16 protein-coding genes are annotated in these 17271 nt (G+C 45.3%); 14 read left to right on the top strand and 2 right to left on the bottom strand.

Annotation, left to right across the window (positions count from 1 at the left end; translation table 11 throughout):
• The first annotated feature begins 128 nt into the window (after nt 1-128).
• From LDX50_RS15545 to LDX50_RS15610, 14 genes are all read left to right on the top strand, one after another.
• Nucleotides 129-929: a dioxygenase family protein gene (locus LDX50_RS15545; protein ID WP_225698224.1), complete on the top strand. Its 801-nt coding sequence runs from the start codon at nt 129-131 to the stop codon at nt 927-929.
• 118 nt (nt 930-1047) lie between these two features.
• The gene (locus LDX50_RS15550; protein WP_225698225.1) at nt 1048-2817 is read left to right on the top strand and encodes an NAD(P)H-dependent oxidoreductase subunit E; all 1770 of its coding nucleotides are present in this window, start codon (nt 1048-1050) and stop codon (nt 2815-2817) included.
• Nucleotides 2818-2822: 5 nt separating this feature from the next.
• A complete protein-coding gene (locus LDX50_RS15555) occupies nt 2823-4091 on the top strand; it encodes an NADH-quinone oxidoreductase subunit B family protein (RefSeq protein WP_225698226.1) in 1269 nt (422 codons plus the stop codon).
• Nucleotide 4092: 1 nt separating this feature from the next.
• Entirely contained in the window at nt 4093-5550 is a 1458-nt protein-coding gene (locus LDX50_RS15560; RefSeq protein WP_225698227.1) for a Ni/Fe hydrogenase subunit alpha, read from the top strand.
• On the top strand, nt 5540-5974 hold the full coding sequence (locus LDX50_RS15565; protein ID WP_225698228.1) for a hydrogenase maturation protease: 435 nt from the start codon (nt 5540-5542) through the stop codon (nt 5972-5974). The genes LDX50_RS15560 and LDX50_RS15565 overlap by 11 nt, the downstream gene beginning before the upstream one ends.
• Before the next feature lie 97 nt (nt 5975-6071).
• Nucleotides 6072-6635: a nuclear transport factor 2 family protein gene (locus LDX50_RS15570; RefSeq protein ID WP_225698229.1), complete on the top strand. Its 564-nt coding sequence runs from the start codon at nt 6072-6074 to the stop codon at nt 6633-6635.
• 85 nt (nt 6636-6720) lie between these two features.
• On the top strand, nt 6721-8250 hold the full coding sequence (locus LDX50_RS15575) for a sulfatase family protein (RefSeq protein WP_420828562.1): 1530 nt from the start codon (nt 6721-6723) through the stop codon (nt 8248-8250).
• Between the two features lie 15 nt (nt 8251-8265).
• The gene (locus tag LDX50_RS15580) at nt 8266-9900 is read left to right on the top strand and encodes a hypothetical protein (RefSeq protein WP_225698230.1); all 1635 of its coding nucleotides are present in this window, start codon (nt 8266-8268) and stop codon (nt 9898-9900) included.
• Between the two features lie 111 nt (nt 9901-10011).
• On the top strand, nt 10012-10203 hold the full coding sequence (locus LDX50_RS15585) for a hypothetical protein (RefSeq protein ID WP_225698231.1): 192 nt from the start codon (nt 10012-10014) through the stop codon (nt 10201-10203).
• Nucleotides 10204-10254: 51 nt separating this feature from the next.
• Nucleotides 10255-10773, top strand: coding sequence for a nuclear transport factor 2 family protein (locus tag LDX50_RS15590; protein ID WP_225698232.1), 519 nt, complete (start codon nt 10255-10257; stop codon nt 10771-10773).
• A gap of 3 nt (nt 10774-10776) precedes the next feature.
• Nucleotides 10777-11697: an alpha/beta hydrolase gene (locus tag LDX50_RS15595; protein ID WP_225698233.1), complete on the top strand. Its 921-nt coding sequence runs from the start codon at nt 10777-10779 to the stop codon at nt 11695-11697.
• Nucleotides 11698-11731: 34 nt separating this feature from the next.
• Nucleotides 11732-12496 (top strand): alpha/beta hydrolase, encoded by a 765-nt coding sequence (locus LDX50_RS15600; protein WP_225698234.1) that lies wholly within the window; start codon nt 11732-11734, stop codon nt 12494-12496.
• Nucleotides 12496-13947 carry a leucyl aminopeptidase family protein gene (locus LDX50_RS15605; protein ID WP_225698235.1) on the top strand — a complete coding sequence of 484 codons (1452 nt, stop codon included), beginning with the start codon at nt 12496-12498 and terminating at the stop codon, nt 13945-13947. The genes LDX50_RS15600 and LDX50_RS15605 overlap by 1 nt, the downstream gene beginning before the upstream one ends.
• Nucleotides 13948-13974: 27 nt before the next feature.
• Nucleotides 13975-15189: an ATP-grasp domain-containing protein gene (locus LDX50_RS15610; RefSeq protein WP_225698236.1), complete on the top strand. Its 1215-nt coding sequence runs from the start codon at nt 13975-13977 to the stop codon at nt 15187-15189.
• 65 nt (nt 15190-15254) lie between these two features.
• On the opposite strand, the gene LDX50_RS15615 is transcribed toward LDX50_RS15610, so the two are convergent.
• A complete protein-coding gene (locus tag LDX50_RS15615) occupies nt 15255-16451 on the bottom strand; it encodes a hypothetical protein (protein ID WP_225698237.1) in 1197 nt (398 codons plus the stop codon).
• A complete protein-coding gene (locus tag LDX50_RS15620) occupies nt 16448-17269 on the bottom strand; it encodes a type 1 glutamine amidotransferase (protein WP_225698238.1) in 822 nt (273 codons plus the stop codon). Before LDX50_RS15620 ends, LDX50_RS15615 begins: the two co-directional genes overlap by 4 nt.
• Between the last annotated feature and the right edge of the window lie 2 nt (nt 17270-17271).

Consider the following 17271-nt stretch of genomic DNA (forward strand, 5'->3'; position numbering starts at 1 on the left):
AGGGCATTGAACGACTGCCATGAATACCACCTTCGAGGGTATAAGGTAATCGTGTGATCGTAACTCTTTTCTTGGTTATTTACCTGATTTTGATGTAATTACCGCGAATCTCTTCCTCTTCACAACTTATGGCAAAATCAAACAGACGAAAATTTATCATTGGGACAGCAGGTATTTTAGGCACGACTGTTCTGGGCACCTGGCTCCTCCGAAGGCCTATATTAAGGCAACTGATGAAAGGTGATTTTAATCCGGAATTACTTACCTCAGCCCCCGGCGAAGAAGACTATTGCATTCTTACCGTTCAGCAGACTGAGGGGCCCTTTTTCTTTCCTTCTCCGGCCCGATCGGATATCCGGGAAGACCGCAAAGGAAAAGAACTTCAGCTAAAATTTCAAATAGTAAATCACCCCGACTGCACCCCGGTTGAAGGCGCCAACGTAGAAATCTGGCATTGTGATGCCGAAGGCACCTACAGCGGATATCCGGAAGAAATAACGCATGATGAATGGGCCTCTGCTATGTTTTTATTGAACAACAGTGAAACCATGGATGACAAGATGCACGTGAATCCTGTGAATGAAAATAAGTTCTTACGTGGAAGACAGCAATCTGATTCGAATGGTGAAGTGGCCTTTACAACCATTTTTCCTGGATGGTATGTAGGACGTGTTCCGCACATCCATGTGAAAATTACCACCCGTGAAAACAGGGAGGTACTGTCCCAGTTTTATTTTGATACCAACCTTTGTGATGAAATTTACACATCAATTGAGCCGTACTCCCAATATGGCAAATGTCCGCTCAAAATAGAAAATGACGGAGTTCTTGCTTCGACGGAAAATGCATTCGGACTGATGTTCAGTATCGCTCCGAATGAGAATCAGGTCCTTTCCACAGTTACCAAAATTGGAATTGTAAACTCCTGACAAGAACATCCCGGACAAGCTCATTATTCACTGTTCATTGACATCTGAAGAAATGATAGAGGTCATGTGACGCCGACTGAATATGCGGTAAATTCAATCATTACGCATTCACGTTGTCATGCATACCCTTTCCCGACAGAAATTTTTCCCTATCGATCCGCCAGGAGCGCGATTACTTTCAGAATTATGGCATTACCAGCGCCAGGACAGATATATTTCCGCAGATACCATCCGGGTTTTGGCCAGGAAGCATCGTGTATCTGAAATTGAAATACAGGGAGTTGCCTCTTTCTATCACTTCTTTCACCTCAAGCCAGCCGGTAAGCATACCATTTACCTGAATACCAGTGTAATTTCAGAATTCCGGGGATACGAACGGGTTAGAACAGCATTTGAGCAGGCTACCGGTGCGCGTATGGGCAGTACCGATATATCTGGTACATTCGGGCTCTTTCCTACCGCGTGCATCGGATTATCAGATCAGGAACCCGCTGCGCTCATCGACTTCTATCCCTTTACCAATCTGAACGTGGTTCGGGTAAAGGAAATCATTCAGCAAATACGAGAAGGAATTCATCCGGCTGAAATTTGTGATCATCCCGCAGATCATATACGATTTACCCCGCCCGATGGCAAGTCAGTTTTCTTCACACCCTACCTCCGGGGAAATGGAATCCGGCGTGCCCTGAAAATCGGTCGCCAGGCAATTATTGAAGAAATTAAAATTGCCGGTCTCTCCGGACGTGGCGGTGCATTTTTTCCCACCTGGAAAAAATGGGATGCTTGCAGAAGTTTTACCTCAGATCCCAAGGTGATCATATGCAATGCCGATGAAGGTGAGCCGGGAACCTTCAAGGACCGGGTACTTCTCAATAAACAGGCCGGATCTGTGATCGAGGGAATGATCATTGCCGCATTTGCCGTTGGCGCGACTTATGGAATGATCTATCTCCGCGGTGAGTACCAGTGGCTACTGAATCACCTTGAAGATGAATTGGTCGCCTTTCGGGAAGCCGGATTGCTCGGAAAGAATATTGCCGGTACCGACGGCTTTGATTTTGATATCCGGATTGAACTTGGCGCGGGCGCCTACGTTTGCGGAGAAGAGACCGCACTTCTCGAATCCATGGAGGGGCGCAGGGGCGAGCCCAGAACCAAGTGGTTCTACCCGGTGGAACGTGGTTATCTCCAATTGCCTACAGTGGTAAACAATGTTGAAACATTTGCTGCGGCATGCAGAATACTTGAAATGGGATCCGGAGAGTATTGCAAAAGAGGAATCCCCTCTTCGCCCGGTACCAAAATTATCAGCGTCGCTGGTGATTGCCAAAAACCCGGCATCTATGAGATTGAATACGGCACCTCTGTTGGCGAATTACTTGACATGTCAATGGCGATCGACCCGCTCTTCATACAAGTGAGCGGGCCTTCCGGGGAAACGCTGACAACCACAGACAGGGACCGAATTTTTATTCCACGCTCAATTAACCCTGAACGGGAGATTCGCTGCGGCGGATCTTTGATGGTTTTCAGTAAAGAACGGGATATACTTCAGATCATTATGAATTTCAATGCTTTCTTCAAGCATGAGTCCTGCGGAGTCTGCACACCCTGCCGGGCTGGAAATTTCATCATTCAGCGGAAACTGGAAAAATTACGGTCGGGGCTTGCCGATCATCATGACCTCCATGAACTGAAGAGCTGGACTCATATTATGCGCAAATCCAGCCGTTGCGGATTAGGCAAGACTGCTGGTAACCCTGTACTGACCGCCCTGGAAAAATTCGGTGAATATTTTGAAGGTACTTATGGCGCCTATCACAATGACCTGATTCACCCGTTTGACTATACCCGGGCAATCGCACCTTTTGAACAATACAAACCCTGAGAATTGTGGCTCAATGTACATTCTATATCGATGGTAATCCGTGTTATTCCGAGGAAGGAACCAACCTGGTGGATGCAGCAAAGGCAAATGGAATTTTCATACCCTCCTTGTGTTATTATGAACACATCGATCCCCCACTGGGTACCTGCCGTACCTGTACCTGTAAGATCGATGGCCGGTATGACCCTGCGTGCACGGCAAGTGTTAAAGAAGGACTTTCGGTAGAAGTAAATACCGAAGAACTAATCGATTTGCGCAAAGCGCTCATAGAAATGATGTTTGCCGAAGGAAATCATTTCTGTCCGGCCTGTGAGAAAAGCGGTAATTGCGACCTGCAGCACATGGGCTACGAACTCGGAATTTCTGTAACCAGATTCCCGCACCTCTTTCAGGACCGACTGATCGACTTTCAACCTAAAAGGCTCGTACTGGAACACAGCAGGTGTATTAAATGCAAAAGATGTATCGAGGAAATCCACACGTCAGACGGCCGGCGGGTTTTCACCTCTGTGAACAGGGGATATCATACTTCCATTGGTATTGATTATAATGCAGAGGCGTCGCTTACCACTGAACAGGCTGAAAATGCAGCCATGATTTGTCCGACAGGCGCAATTCTTGTCAGAGGCAAAACCATGACCAGGCCATTTGGTGAACGTGCATTCGATACGGCCTCCTCGCAATCGGATTTCAAATCCAGGATTGTTCCAAAAGGGCACAAAGGTCCACTCGAAAAGAAAACGATTGCAACCGTTTCACTTGCCGGGTGTTTCGGCTGCCATATGTCGATGCTGGATATTGATACAGAATTACTTGATATCATTGAACTTGTTGAATTCAACAAATCTCCGTTAACCGATATCAAGACCTTCACACGCCGGTGTCACCTGGGAATCGTGGAAGGAGGATGCTGCAATACTGAAAATATTGAAACCCTCCGCACATTCCGGGAAATGTGCGATATACTGGTGGTAATGGGAGAATGTGCAGCCTGGGGCGGCCTTCCGGCAATGAGAAATACCATACCTCTCGGAGAATGCCTGGAGGAAGCATATCTCAATTGCGTTACAGCAGAGCCCGGCGAGCACACAATCCCCTACCACGAAGACCTGCCGAAGATTCTCGACAGGGTATATGGCTGCAGCGAAATCGTTAAAGTCGATTATACGATCCCCGGGTGCCCGCCGAATGCCGCACATATCTGGAAGGTGATAAAAAGCCTTCTTTGGGGTGAATCATTCTCCGTACTTTATTCCGAATTCAAATATGACTGACATGAGCCGTAAAGTGGTAATTGATCCCGTAACACGGGTAGAAGGACATGGACGTGTAACCATACACCTGGATGAATATGGTAAAGTTGAAGATTCATTCTTCCATATCGTTGAATTCAGGGGATTTGAACGCTTTATTCAGGGACGTCCTTACTGGGAAGCACCTGTACTGGTACAGCGTTTGTGCGGAATTTGCCCGGTGAGCCACCACCTTGCAGCCGCCAAAGCAATTGATCAGATCGTTGGTGTTGATCCTGAGGATTTATCACCTACTGCGACTAAACTCCGCAGACTCATGCACTACGGACAGATCTTCCAGTCACATGCGCTGCATTTCTTCTACCTGGCATCACCGGATCTGCTGTTTGGTATGGATGCACCGGTTCAAAAACGAAACGTTTTCGAAGTTGCCATTGAAAATAAGGAGCTGGCAAAAAAAGGTATCCTAATGCGGAAATTTGGCCAGGAGATCATAAAAGCAATTGCCGGCAAGAAAATTCATGGGGTGGCCGCTGTTCCCGGGGGAGTTTATAAAGTTTTCAATCCGGAGGAAAGAGAATATTTCCTGAACGGTAAGGATATCCCGAATATTGAAACCATGATCCAATGGTCTCAGGAAGTGCTGGCATTCATAAAAGCCTATGCAGAAAAACACCATAGCCTGCTGGATACTTTTGCCGAATTCCCATCCGGACATCTCGGAATGGTGGATGATCAGGGAAACCTGGAAATGTATCATGGTCTTTTGCGCGCAATAGACTCCACTGGTAACACAACGCTTAATGACGTAAGTACCAACGATTACCAGCAGTATTTCCTGGAAGGTGTTGAAAGATGGTCTTACATGAAGTTTCCATACCTGAAAAATATCGGTCCCCAAAAAGGATGGAACAGGGTTGGCCCACTTGCCCGGATCAATGTTTGCGACAAAATTTCTACACCGCTTGCCGAACAGGAACGCAGGGAATTCTTTTCTTTCTCAGCAAAAAAGGTGAATAACAGCACACTCTATGCGCACTGGGCCCGTCTGATCGAAATTTTACATTGTGCAGAGATCATGAGAGACCTCCTCAATGACGATGAGCTTCTCAGCGACGACCTTTTCCGCGAAGGCACTCCGCGAAACGAGGGAATCGGTATCATCGAGGCGCCAAGGGGAACCTTAACACACCACTATCAGGTAGATGATCATGGAATGATCACCAAGTGTAACCTCATTGTTTCCACCACCCATAATAATGAAGCCATGAACCATGCCGTCAGGTGGGTAGCAGACCATGTTATCAGCGAAAAGGGTACCATTACCGAAGGCATGCTCAATCAGGTTGAAGTTGCAATCAGGGCCTATGATCCCTGTTTGAGCTGCGCAACCCAGGCTTTGGGACAGATGTCGCTGAAGGCAGAGCTCTACGATCATACGGGAAGTCTGATCCATCAGATTGTAAGAAATGGCGAATAATACACTCATCATAGGTATAGGTAATTACGGCAGGTCAGATGATGCCCTGGGATGGAAAGTGGCTGACTATTTTGCTGAATTCCACCAGGAGTTTGATGTGGAATATCGTTATCAGCTCCAGATTGAAGACGCTGAACTTATTGCACGGTATGATACCGTTATTTTTACCGATGCCTCCCGGGAACAGCACAAAAAAGGATTTGAATATTCATTGTGCAAGCCTGAATCATTTACCCTTTATACCAGTCATAAACTACCGCCTGAACATGTATACTGGCTCGCAAAAGAATTGTACGCCGCAAATACAGAGTGCTGGGTCATGGCGATAAGCGGTTATCAATGGGAACTGAATCAGGGACTTTCAACCAAGGCTCGTATCAACCTTGATAATGCCATTCGCTTCTTCGATAAAATTACCCTCTGAAGGGTGTGAAGTTCGACATCCACTAAGATTTTAATCACATTAGGGAAATTACTATATTAATGGTAAGTACATCATTTCCAATCTATTATATTCCATCATGAAACAAATACTCATTTGCATCCTTCTTCTAACCTGCAGTTCTCTTGCTCACGCTCAAACTAATGAAATTGAAGAAAGTAATAAAGCCCTTGCCCGTGGCTTCTATGACGATCTTTGGTTTTCAAATAATACCGACAACTATGTAAAATACATGGCAGACACTTACGTTGCCCACGACATTGGTGACCGAAAGGGTGTGGTGGAGCCCGCTGTTGAGCAAAAAAATATTGCCGATTTCTTCTGGGAAAATGGGGAGTGGCATAGCCGCTATGACTACCAGATTGCGGAGGGTGACCTGGTCGCCACCCGGTGGATCGCCCGGTATGAGCCAAAAACACTGTTCGGGAAAGTGGTGTTGGGCGAACACGAAATACCAATTATCAATGTATTCCGGTTTAAGGACGGAAAAATTGTTGAGCTATGGAATCATCGGCATGATATTGACGGTCCGATGACCCGTAGATATACCCTCCAGGGTTTTGCCATTGGCTTATTAATCGCTCTGATTCCGACTATTCTGGCCTTCAGGTATCGGCGGAAACTAAAAAGACTAACGGCCTGAACTAATGAATGGAGTATCAGGCAGTCTTAGCTACTGTCTGGAGCCATTGCTTTGAAACCATCAAAAAAAGCGCGAATTTATTTCCATGAATTCCGGACCCGTTTATGCCTGCATCTCCCTCCTGTTTTACAGTACAATGGCTGTGCTTTTTTCATCCTGTGGCAAACAGGATAAACAACCATCGCCGGAACGACCAAATATTATCATTATTTATCTCGATGACCTTGGGTATGGAGATGTAAGTGCATATGGTTCAACGACCATATCCACCCCTAACATGGACCGACTGGCCAATGAAGGATTAAAATTTACACGTGGCTATGCGGCCTCCGCGACGTGTACTCCAAGCCGGTATGCGCTGCTCACAGGTACGTATCCATGGAGAAATAAGAATGCCCGAATTTTGCCTGGAACGGCCCCCCTTTTGATTGATACGTCCATGATCACTTTACCAAAAATGCTCCGCCAACAAGGTTACAAAACAGGTATAGTCGGCAAATGGCATCTCGGTCTGGGAGATGGATCTATCGATTGGAATGAACAGATTTCTCCCGGTCCGAATGAAGTTGGTTTTGATGAATCCTACATTCTGGCTGCAACCCAGGACAGGGTACCTACTGTCTATATAGAAAACGGCAATGTTGTTGGGCTTGAAGAGACTGATCCGATTATGGTTAGCTATTCAGAGAATTTTGAAGGTGAGCCCACTGCGCTGGACCATCCTGAAATGTTGAAAATGAAATGGGATCATGGTCATAACAACAGCATTGTAAATGGGATTCCAAGAATTGGTTTCATGAAAGGCGGGCAGAGGGCCAGGTGGATTGATGAAGATATGGCAGATGTATTCCTGGAAAAAGCACGGGAATTTATTCATAATCAGCGAGAGTCTCCATTCTTCCTGTATTATGCACTGCAACAACCGCATGTTCCCCGTACACCACATCCCCGATTTGTTGGAGCAACCTCGATGGGCCCGCGCGGTGATGTGATCGCAGAAGCGGACTGGTGCATCGGGGAACTAATGAAAACCCTGGAAGAAGAAGGCCTGTTGGAAAATACACTCATCATTCTGAGCAGTGATAACGGACCAGTCATAAATGACGGATATTTGGACCAGGCTGTGGAGTTGCTCGGTGATCATAAGCCCTCAGGCCCTTTGCGCGGCGGTAAATACAGCCTTTTTGAGGCGGGGACACGTGTGCCCTTTCTGGCATTCTGGAAAGGCTATATTGAACCCGGAACTTCTGATGCGATGATTTCACAAATCGACCTGGCCGCATCTCTTGCTGAACTTACGGGCAGCTCCGCAACATTTCGGGATAGTGAAAACATGTTACCTGTCTTATTGGGCAGGAGCCAGGATGGAAGAAAAACGCTGATCACCGAAGCCACGGGACGAACTGCATTACACTATGAGAACTGGTTAGTGATCCCCCCGAACAATGGGCCTGAGGTATTTCAAAATGTAAATATTGAATCAGGAAATTCAGCGGAGTATCAGCTCTATGATCTCACAACAGACCTTTCGCAACAGAAAAATCTTGCTCCCGGTGATTCTGCAAGACTAAACCAGTTTATTCAGATCTATAAAAATCTTACCGCAATAAATTAGAAATCCCGAAAACCAATGATAACCATAGGTAAGAAAATTGGCATAATCATCCTTATCACGATCACAAGTATTGTGTTACTCCATGTTGTGCTTGGGTTTTGGATAGAAAACCGCCTGGAGGATCTTCTTAATAACAATACCGAAGGCAGTTATCAAATCGGCTATTCAGGCATTGACTTGCATTCCCTTTTTAATGGTGCAACGATTGAGCGCTTGGAAATTAAACCGAATACGGGTATCCATGATCAGGCGGTTAGCATATATGGCACCACCCGGCGTGTCGAAATTAACGGTCTGCAATGGATGAAACTCCTGACTGGAAAAACACTTCAGATCAAAGATATGATTCTGGAAAGGCCGGAGTTTACCGTTTATATAAGCACTGATACCACCCGACGTAGAGAACCTGGAAAAAGCTTTCAGAACCTCTTCAAAAATATTATTTCTGCCGCAGAACTACAGGGATTTTATCTGGAATCAGGCCGCGTTAAATTTTTAAAATTTGATGCGAATGACACTATTCAGTATGCCAGCATTGACAGGGTTGATATTGAAGCGCTGAACATTGAAACTGATTCGGTGATTATGTCCTACATCATTCCATTTCAACTGGGGCGAATAAAAACACACTTTGCCGGCATACAATACCAGCCCGATGAATTTTCCATTATCACTGCAGATTCTGTTAGCTTCGATTCACAAACAGAAGACTTCTCGGCATCAAATGTGTCGATGAAACTCACCAATGATTGGATCGATGTAAGTCGGCAAATGGGGGATCAGCAGGATATCATTGAATTTGATCTGAAAAAACTCAAAATAAATAACCTTGTGGCAAAGAGTACCCTCTATGACACACTGGACATCGAAGCATCCTCCATCTATATTGACAGCCTGATCCTGAAAGATCACAGGAATAAAAATATTCCAAGAAAGAATGAACCTGTAAAACCGCTCTTTGCAGGAATGATCCGCCAGATACCATTCCCCCTGAACGTAGATTCGGTAGTCATTTCCAATAGCCATATATCCTATACAGAACTCGGTGAAGGCAGAACAGAACCAGGAACACTTCAATTTGGAAACCTTAACGGGAGATTCAGCAGAATTACGACATCGCCGGCAATCCAGGGACCACTTGAAAAAATTGAGGCAACTATTTCAGGAAATATTAATGGCAATGCCAGTATACAATTGGAACTGTTAATTCCATATGAAGATGACCGGTTCTATGCCCATGCTAAAATTTCTAACATGAACGCACTTGTACTGAATAAAACAATCATGCCACTGGCTGACGTGAGGATTAGCTCAGGTAAAATACATGGTATCGAATTAACCATGGACGCAAATTCCAATACTTCTGGAAATTCTTTGAATTTGGATTACGAGAATTTAGGAGTTGAGTTGCTCATCGAAAATAAAAACGATCCGGGACAGCGGTATGGATTCCTTTCCGGTTTGTTCAATACCGCGATACGTCAGAATAATCTCCCCTCAGAAAACGGATATAAATCAGCGAATTACGTTACAACCAGAAACCTGAAAAGGGGGCCATTTAACTTCATGTGGCAAAGTATCAAAGAAGGAATGGTGGTAATCATACCCTCCAATACAGCATCCCTGTTTATTAATAAGAGTAAGAAGTAACTCTAATCACCCAGGTGTCTGTAGAGTGATGGTCAACAATTCATGTTGAATCAGCGTATAATATCAAGATGCTTCAAGTGTACATCATATAAAACAAGATACATTATCACTATGGGATTATTCTGGAACCTAATTCAACAAAGTCAAATAAGTCAGCAAAGCGACCGCGCCTCAACGTTGGAAGCGCGGGTTCAATATTTGGAAGTGGAACTTCGAAAGACCCAGGAACTTCTGATTAAAACACTAACCACCCTGGAGGAGTATACGGGGCGTGATATCAATAAGGATGGCAGGATAGGTTAATTTCCTGAATCAAATCTTTGGGCTCCGAATCTTTTTATCCGGCAAACCCCAATGAAATCGCGAGAAATACGTACTTTTCGCACTCACCCACTCTTGCTCATGAAAAGTACTATTGAAAAATTCTATCGCGCATTCGGAGACCTGGATGCTGATCGTATGCTGGAGTGCTATCATAAGGAAATCATTTTTGAAGATCCCGCCTTCGGGAAACTCGAAGGTGAACACGCCTGTAACATGTGGCGTATGCTTTGTCAGTCACAGCGGGGCAAGGATTTTCAAATTCATGCCTCAAATTTCGAATATGCTGAAGAGAAAGGCAGTGCACACTGGGAGGCATACTATATTTTCAGCAAAACCGGAAGAAAGGTCCACAATATCGTACGTGCATCATTTGAATTCAAGGACGGGTTGATCATTCACCATGTCGATGATTTTAATCTTAAATCATGGGCGAAGCAGGCACTCGGCCTTACCGGTCGCTTATTTGGAGGCACGAAAAGCTTTAAAGTTAAAATGCAGCAGCAAACGCAGGCCATGCTAAAAGAATATGAACGACGTACCGCAGAATAACAGATGAAGACCAATTCTTTCTTCAGGGGAATTGGACACCAAACCCTATTATACACAGTGGTATTTTCCCTTCTTTTGAGCTGTTCTTTCGACCATTCATTCCTGAAGCCTACCAGTTTTTCCAGGGCACAGAATCGAATTGTTGCTGCCTCCTCCTCAGATACGACTGTTCTTACTATTTCAGGACGTGACCTTCAGCCTTCCATTACCAAAACATCCGATAATGGGGATCTTTCTGAAACCTCCATCAAGGGGGTAACCTTCATTTCAGGATCGGGCAACAACCTGAATGGCTGGTTGTTGAGCCCTGTGAGTAAAAAAGCAATTACCACTATCATTCATCTCCACGGAAACGGTGGTTTTATGTTATCCCACCTGGGTTTTGGCACATCGATGGTTAAGCAGGGTTACCAGGTATTTATGTTTGACTACAGTGGTTTTGGGTATTCAAGCGGTGAGGCAACAAGGGAAAACAGCATGAATGACGCCCTCTCCGCAATTGATTTCGTCCTTTCGATGCCCGAGGTGGCAGGAACCAAAATCGTCCTGTACGGACAGTCATTTGGCGGCCATCTGGCACCAATGGTTGCAGGGGAACGACTGGAAAAGATCGACGTTTTGGTCCTTGAAGGCGCCTTCACCTCCTATCCTGCAATTGCCGGAAAGCAAGTACCCCTGCTTGGGCCGGTATTGGTAAAAGGTGGAAATTCAGCATTAAAGTCGATTCCTAATATTACCATACCAGTGTTAATCATCCATAGCAGGGAGGATAAAGTAATCCCTTTCCGGATGGGTGAAAAACTTTATGAGAAAGCCAGCGAGCCGAGGGAATTCATGGCTATCGATGGATGCCACATTTGCGGGCCTTCCCTATACCCCGAAGAAATTTCTAAAAAAATAGATGCATTAGTTGACAGTTACTGAGTACAGGTAAGTACTTTTGTCGCATTCGCACAGTATGGAAGATTTCAGGCCAATTATAAGGGTAATCGAAGAAGACTATGAAATCCCGCAGTTAGGAAAACACCGTCGCATATCAGCCCTGTTACCCTATGATTACGAAAAGACAGATAAGACATACCCCGTTCTTTATATGCAGGATGGTCAGAACCTGTTCAACCCGAATGCACCATTCGGAGACTGGGGAATCGATAAGTCGATCTCATCGCTTGCAAAACAAGGAATGAATGATCTGATCATCATTGCGATTGATCATGGGGAAAAGGAGCGTATTAAGGAATACCTTCCATTTAAGGATACCCGACTGGGGCCCGGAGACGGTGACCGCTACGTCGAATTCATGATCAAAAAGCTTAAGCCTTATGTAGACCGAACATTCCGGGTGAAATCCGACCGGCTCAATACCGGTATCGGCGGAAGTTCCATGGGCGGTCTCATCAGTTTGTACGCCGGTTTAACACAATCAGATCATTTTGCCAAGCTCATGGTATTTTCGCCCAGTCTGTGGATCTCTCCCATTATTCATGAACATGGCCTGCACTTTTCGCCATCAGCCCCCACTTACCTGTACCTGTATGCCGGCGCTAAAGAAAGTAAATTCCACATACCTAACGTAGAGCGATTTAAATCTGCCTTATTAAAAGAAAAACAATCCTACCCTAACCTGAATTTTAAGCTTTCCATAAATGATCATGGTGAACACAATGAATATTTCTGGGGCCAGGAATTCCCAAAAGCCGTGAAATGGCTATATTATAATTAATGAAAACGACATATATCTCTTCCGAAAAGAATCCAACGTATTCAAACGTGATACTTCCCTTCTATGAGGATAATATCGATGCATCACTGATAGAAGAAGTATCCGGACATAAAGTAAATCACTCATTCTCAGGGACCTTTAAGGAGATCAACATCCTGTTTCATCCAACTACAGAAAAAACAATTTACCTGCTTGGATTGGGGAAAAAGGAAGATTTTGGCCGGCAGCATATCGCATTCCGACTGCTGGCACATCAACAACAGAAGAACTGGAAAAAGGGAATTTCAATTCTTGCCTCACACCTCGACAGTCATTCACTTGAGGCTGTCGGACTCGGCTTGGGCCTTGCCGCCTACAAGATCGGCAGGTTTAAAACCGGTTCAGATACCAGCCCCTTCTTTACAGACAAATTTGTAGCCCAGTGTGTGGTTCCGAAGGAAAAAAAGGAACTGGTCTCGCGGGGATTTGTGATTGCAGAAACGCTCAGCTCAATCATGACCCTGGTAGATGCACCCGGAAATGAAAAGCCGCCGGCTGTACTGGCAAAATGGGCTGAGGACTCGGCCAAAAAACATGGATATAAGGCGAGTATCCTGAACAAAAAAATGCTGGAAAAAGAAGGGTTACATGCCTTGCTCGCTGTTGGGCAGGGAAGCAAGTTCCCGCCTGTCCTGATTAAAACTGAATACCGTCCGAAAAAAAATTTGGCAAAAATACCGATGGTCGGACTTGTAGGGAAGGGTATTACCTTCGACACGGGTGGATTATCGATCAAAGGTTCCCAAAACCTGCATTATATGAAGAGCGATATGGGCGGGGCAGCAGCTGTTTTGGGTGCGGTTGAACTGGCGGCGCGCCTGAAGCTGAATATTCATGTGGTGGGCATTGTTGCGTCTGCTGAAAATGCAGTGGACGCCAACAGCTACCGTCCCGGGGATGTGATCAAATCGTACTCAGGGAAAACCATTGAAATTATTGATACCGACGCAGAGGGACGGCTTGTTCTTGCCGATGCCCTCGCATATATGGAAAAAAATTACACACCGGAACACCTGATCGATCTGGCCACATTAACTGGAAACGCGGTTATGGCGCTGGGTTATTCGGCCGGGGCCATGTTCTCAAATAACGATGAGCTTGCTTTACTGCTGAGCAAAGCGGGTGAAAAGGTTCATGAACGGGTGTGGCGTTTACCCTTGTATGACGATTTTGAGAGTGAACTTGAAAGTGATATTGCAGACGTACGGAATTTTAGCGGCAAACCCATAGCGGGCGCGATCACTGCAGCTAAATTTCTGGAGTATTTCGTGAAAGAACACCCTCGGTGGGCGCACCTTGATATTGCCGGCGTTGCGTTCGGTGATTCAGAATTTTCAAAAATGAAAAGTGCCAAAGGTTTTGGCCCCAGATTGTTACTCGAAGTGATGGAACAACTCTCCGAAAAATCGTAAATTTAGTATATACAAATACCCACTAACATGTCACGACCGCTTAATTTTCTATGCGTTTCGACCTACTTCAAAGGGGAAGCTTTTCTTCGTGCCTGTAAGGAAGCCGGAAACAATGTTTATCTGCTTACAGTACCAAAACTGGAACATGCCGACTGGCCGAGGGAATCGATAGATGATTTCTTCTTTATGGAAGTTGAAAAGAATGGAAACTGGCACAGGGAAGATGTGATAAACGGTCTGGCTTATAAATTCCGAACCATTCACTTCGACCGGTTTGTCGCACTGGATGATTTTGATGTGGAGAAGGTGGCCCTATTGCGGGAGTATTTTCGCTCTCCCGGGATGGGTGAAACCACCGCCCGCTATTTCCGCGATAAACTCGCCATGCGAATGAAAGCACGGGAAGAAGGTATAAATGTTCCGGATTTTACCGCTTTATTCAACGATGACGAAATCAATGCATTTGCAGATTCCGTCCCCACTCCCTGGCTGATAAAACCCCGGGGAGAAGCAAGTGCAACCGGGATAAAAAAGATCCACAGCAAGGATGACCTCTGGAGGATCATCAATGAGCTTGGCGATAAACGGCACCGGTATCTTGTTGAGCGATTTACACCGGGCGATGTATACCATGCCGATGCCCTCACCTTCGATGGAAAAGTGCAATTCTGTCGTGTTAGTCAGTACCTTGACACCCCCTTCGATGTTGCGCATGGCGGTGGAATATTTCGATCCCATACCATTGAAATGGGGTCGGATGATGACAAGGCACTGCAGCAAATGAATACGGATGTCATGAGGGCCTTTGGAATGCAATACAGCGCTTCCCATACCGAATTCATCAAGGCACATGAAGACGGAAAATATTACTTCCTGGAAACCTCCTCGAGGGTTGGCGGTGCAAATCTGGCAGAAATGGTAGAGGCAGCGACCGGTATCAACCTGTGGGCCGAGTGGGCACGACTGGAAACAGCAAAGGCACTGAAGAAAAAATATAAGGCGCCGAAAGACCGTAAACTCAATGCTGGAATTGTGGTTTCCTTAAGCCGGTTTGAACAACCGGATACCAGTTCTTTCACTGATGATGAACTTGTCTGGCGTATGCGAAAGGATTGGCATATCGGTCTCATCGTGCAATCGAAAAAACGGGAACGTATTCTTGAATTACTGGACGCGTACACACATCGCATCGCCGGAGAATTTCATGCCAGCGCGCCTGCACCGGAACGACCGACAAATTAGATTGACAAGGAATAGGGAGTAGTGAATAGCTTGTATTCCACCTACTCCCTACTCCCTACCACCAATTATCTGCTAAAAAACCCTACACTAGCCCCTACCCAGTCCTTGTCTTTATTATATTTCACCCCAATCATTTCGCCCTTGCTGAGACGTATCAGGTTATTCACAATAGTTGCCTGGGTTTCGCCTTTCTTCCAAAGCATCAGCATTCTGATCTCGCATTTTACCGGTTCATTAATACTTCTGATCACCGGCTCATACTTAACCCTCCGCTGTAAAATATAATTGTGCTTATCGGCAAGTGCATCCAGTTCTGCCGCAGTAACATTCAACCGAACTCCGGCACCCGCAAAAGAATAAAGGGGTTTCAAAACATAGTTTTCCAGGTCTTCCGGATATTTCTCGAGTTTATCGAGATAATGACATTCAGGAACATATTTGCTCTTAAGAAGCGGCATGGTGTATTTGCTGATACGGAAAAACCAGTTCGGGTGCCCTACCCATTCCACATCCACATCATCCTTAAAACTAAATTCCAGTTCAAGGTCGGTACGCTGATCCAGTTCATCAAAAATTACCCTGTTATAAATTTTATGGATCGTAACTTCATTCCCATCGTCATCAAGATAGTACAATCGGCGTCCATCTTTTTTAAGCCGGGTAATGCAAAGGATCTTTATTCCGAGATAGGCTTCTGCACCAAGAAAATCGATATACGTGTTTTGTTTTTCAGGCTCTATTTCCAATAAAACAACATTCCTGGGATTGCTGTCGCCGACAATGATTTCACGCAGCATTTCTACATACGTCTCTCTGTCAATATTGTTGACGTGTACTGTTAAGCCCTGGGGTATTTCAAAGAACTTCTTGTATGCAGATGAAAGAAGGTCCTGAAAAAAATATAATGAAGGGAAACCCTGAACCTCAATGAGCTGAGGGAACGGTTCTCCATTTTCATCCAGGCATATCCCAAAATCCATTTGGAGAAATCGTGTGTGATAATCCTCTCCCGGCACCTCAAGCATAGGATGCTTTATAGCCTCCCGGGTAATTTCCTTAAAATCGGGCTTGCAAATGACAGCGTTGATATCCTCACAAGCCTCAATCAATCGTTTTTTAAGAATGTCCGGGATGAAGACCGGTGTTTCAGCAATTCTGAAGGGTGGCTTGTGACCATATTGCTCAGTAATAAAATCCAGGAATGCCTGGTATTTCTCCTGTGTAAAGTTGCGGTTAAATTCTTCTCTGATTGATGGTATCATGATGCGACCGCCCCCACTGGCACAAGATTTTCCAATGCTGATTCGATGAAGTGTGGAATAATGAATCGATGCGTCAACGCGATTTTATCAGGATCCTCAAGATGGGTCATCATATTGGTATACTTCCGTTTGCTGAAGTTCCTGATAACAGTTTTTCTGTTTTCCTCCTTTTTAAAATGTTCCCTCATACCTATGGGGTCCGCTTCAGGATGAAACTGAGTACCAACGAACTCTTCAGAAAAACGCACAGCCATAATAGCGCGTTCGAGCTCCACATGAGTGCGTATTTTTTCAAGACTCAGTATCGTCGCGCCATGTTCCTTAAAAACCTTCAGATTTGGCTGAATCAGCTGCCAGTCCCTCGAATCAACAGCATAGTAGGGATCGGGAAGTCCGGCCAGGATCGGATCTTTTTTACCGGCAGCCGTTTTATGAACAGGATAAACACCGAATGAGGTGGATTTACGGCGTACAATATCACCCAGCTCAAAATGATTACATGCCATCTGAAACGAATGGCAAATAAAGAAGAAATACTTTTTCCTGGAAGCGCTGGTCTTGTTATGGTCCCAGGCGCGATCCAACAGGTCATAGAACTTCACATCCCAGTCACCATTCCCTTCAAGTGGATTCCCCGGCCCCCCGCTGCAAATGAAGATGTCATAATCAAGTGATGGAACAACATTATCCACACGCACATTGAACTCATCCCATTGCAACTGATCAGTATATTCATTGGCAATATCACGAAGACAGCGCATTCCCTGATTAGGATGGCCGTTATTCATATCGAGAATTGCCAGTTTTATGGTATTCATTA

The organism is Fulvivirga sedimenti (assembly GCF_020328055.1).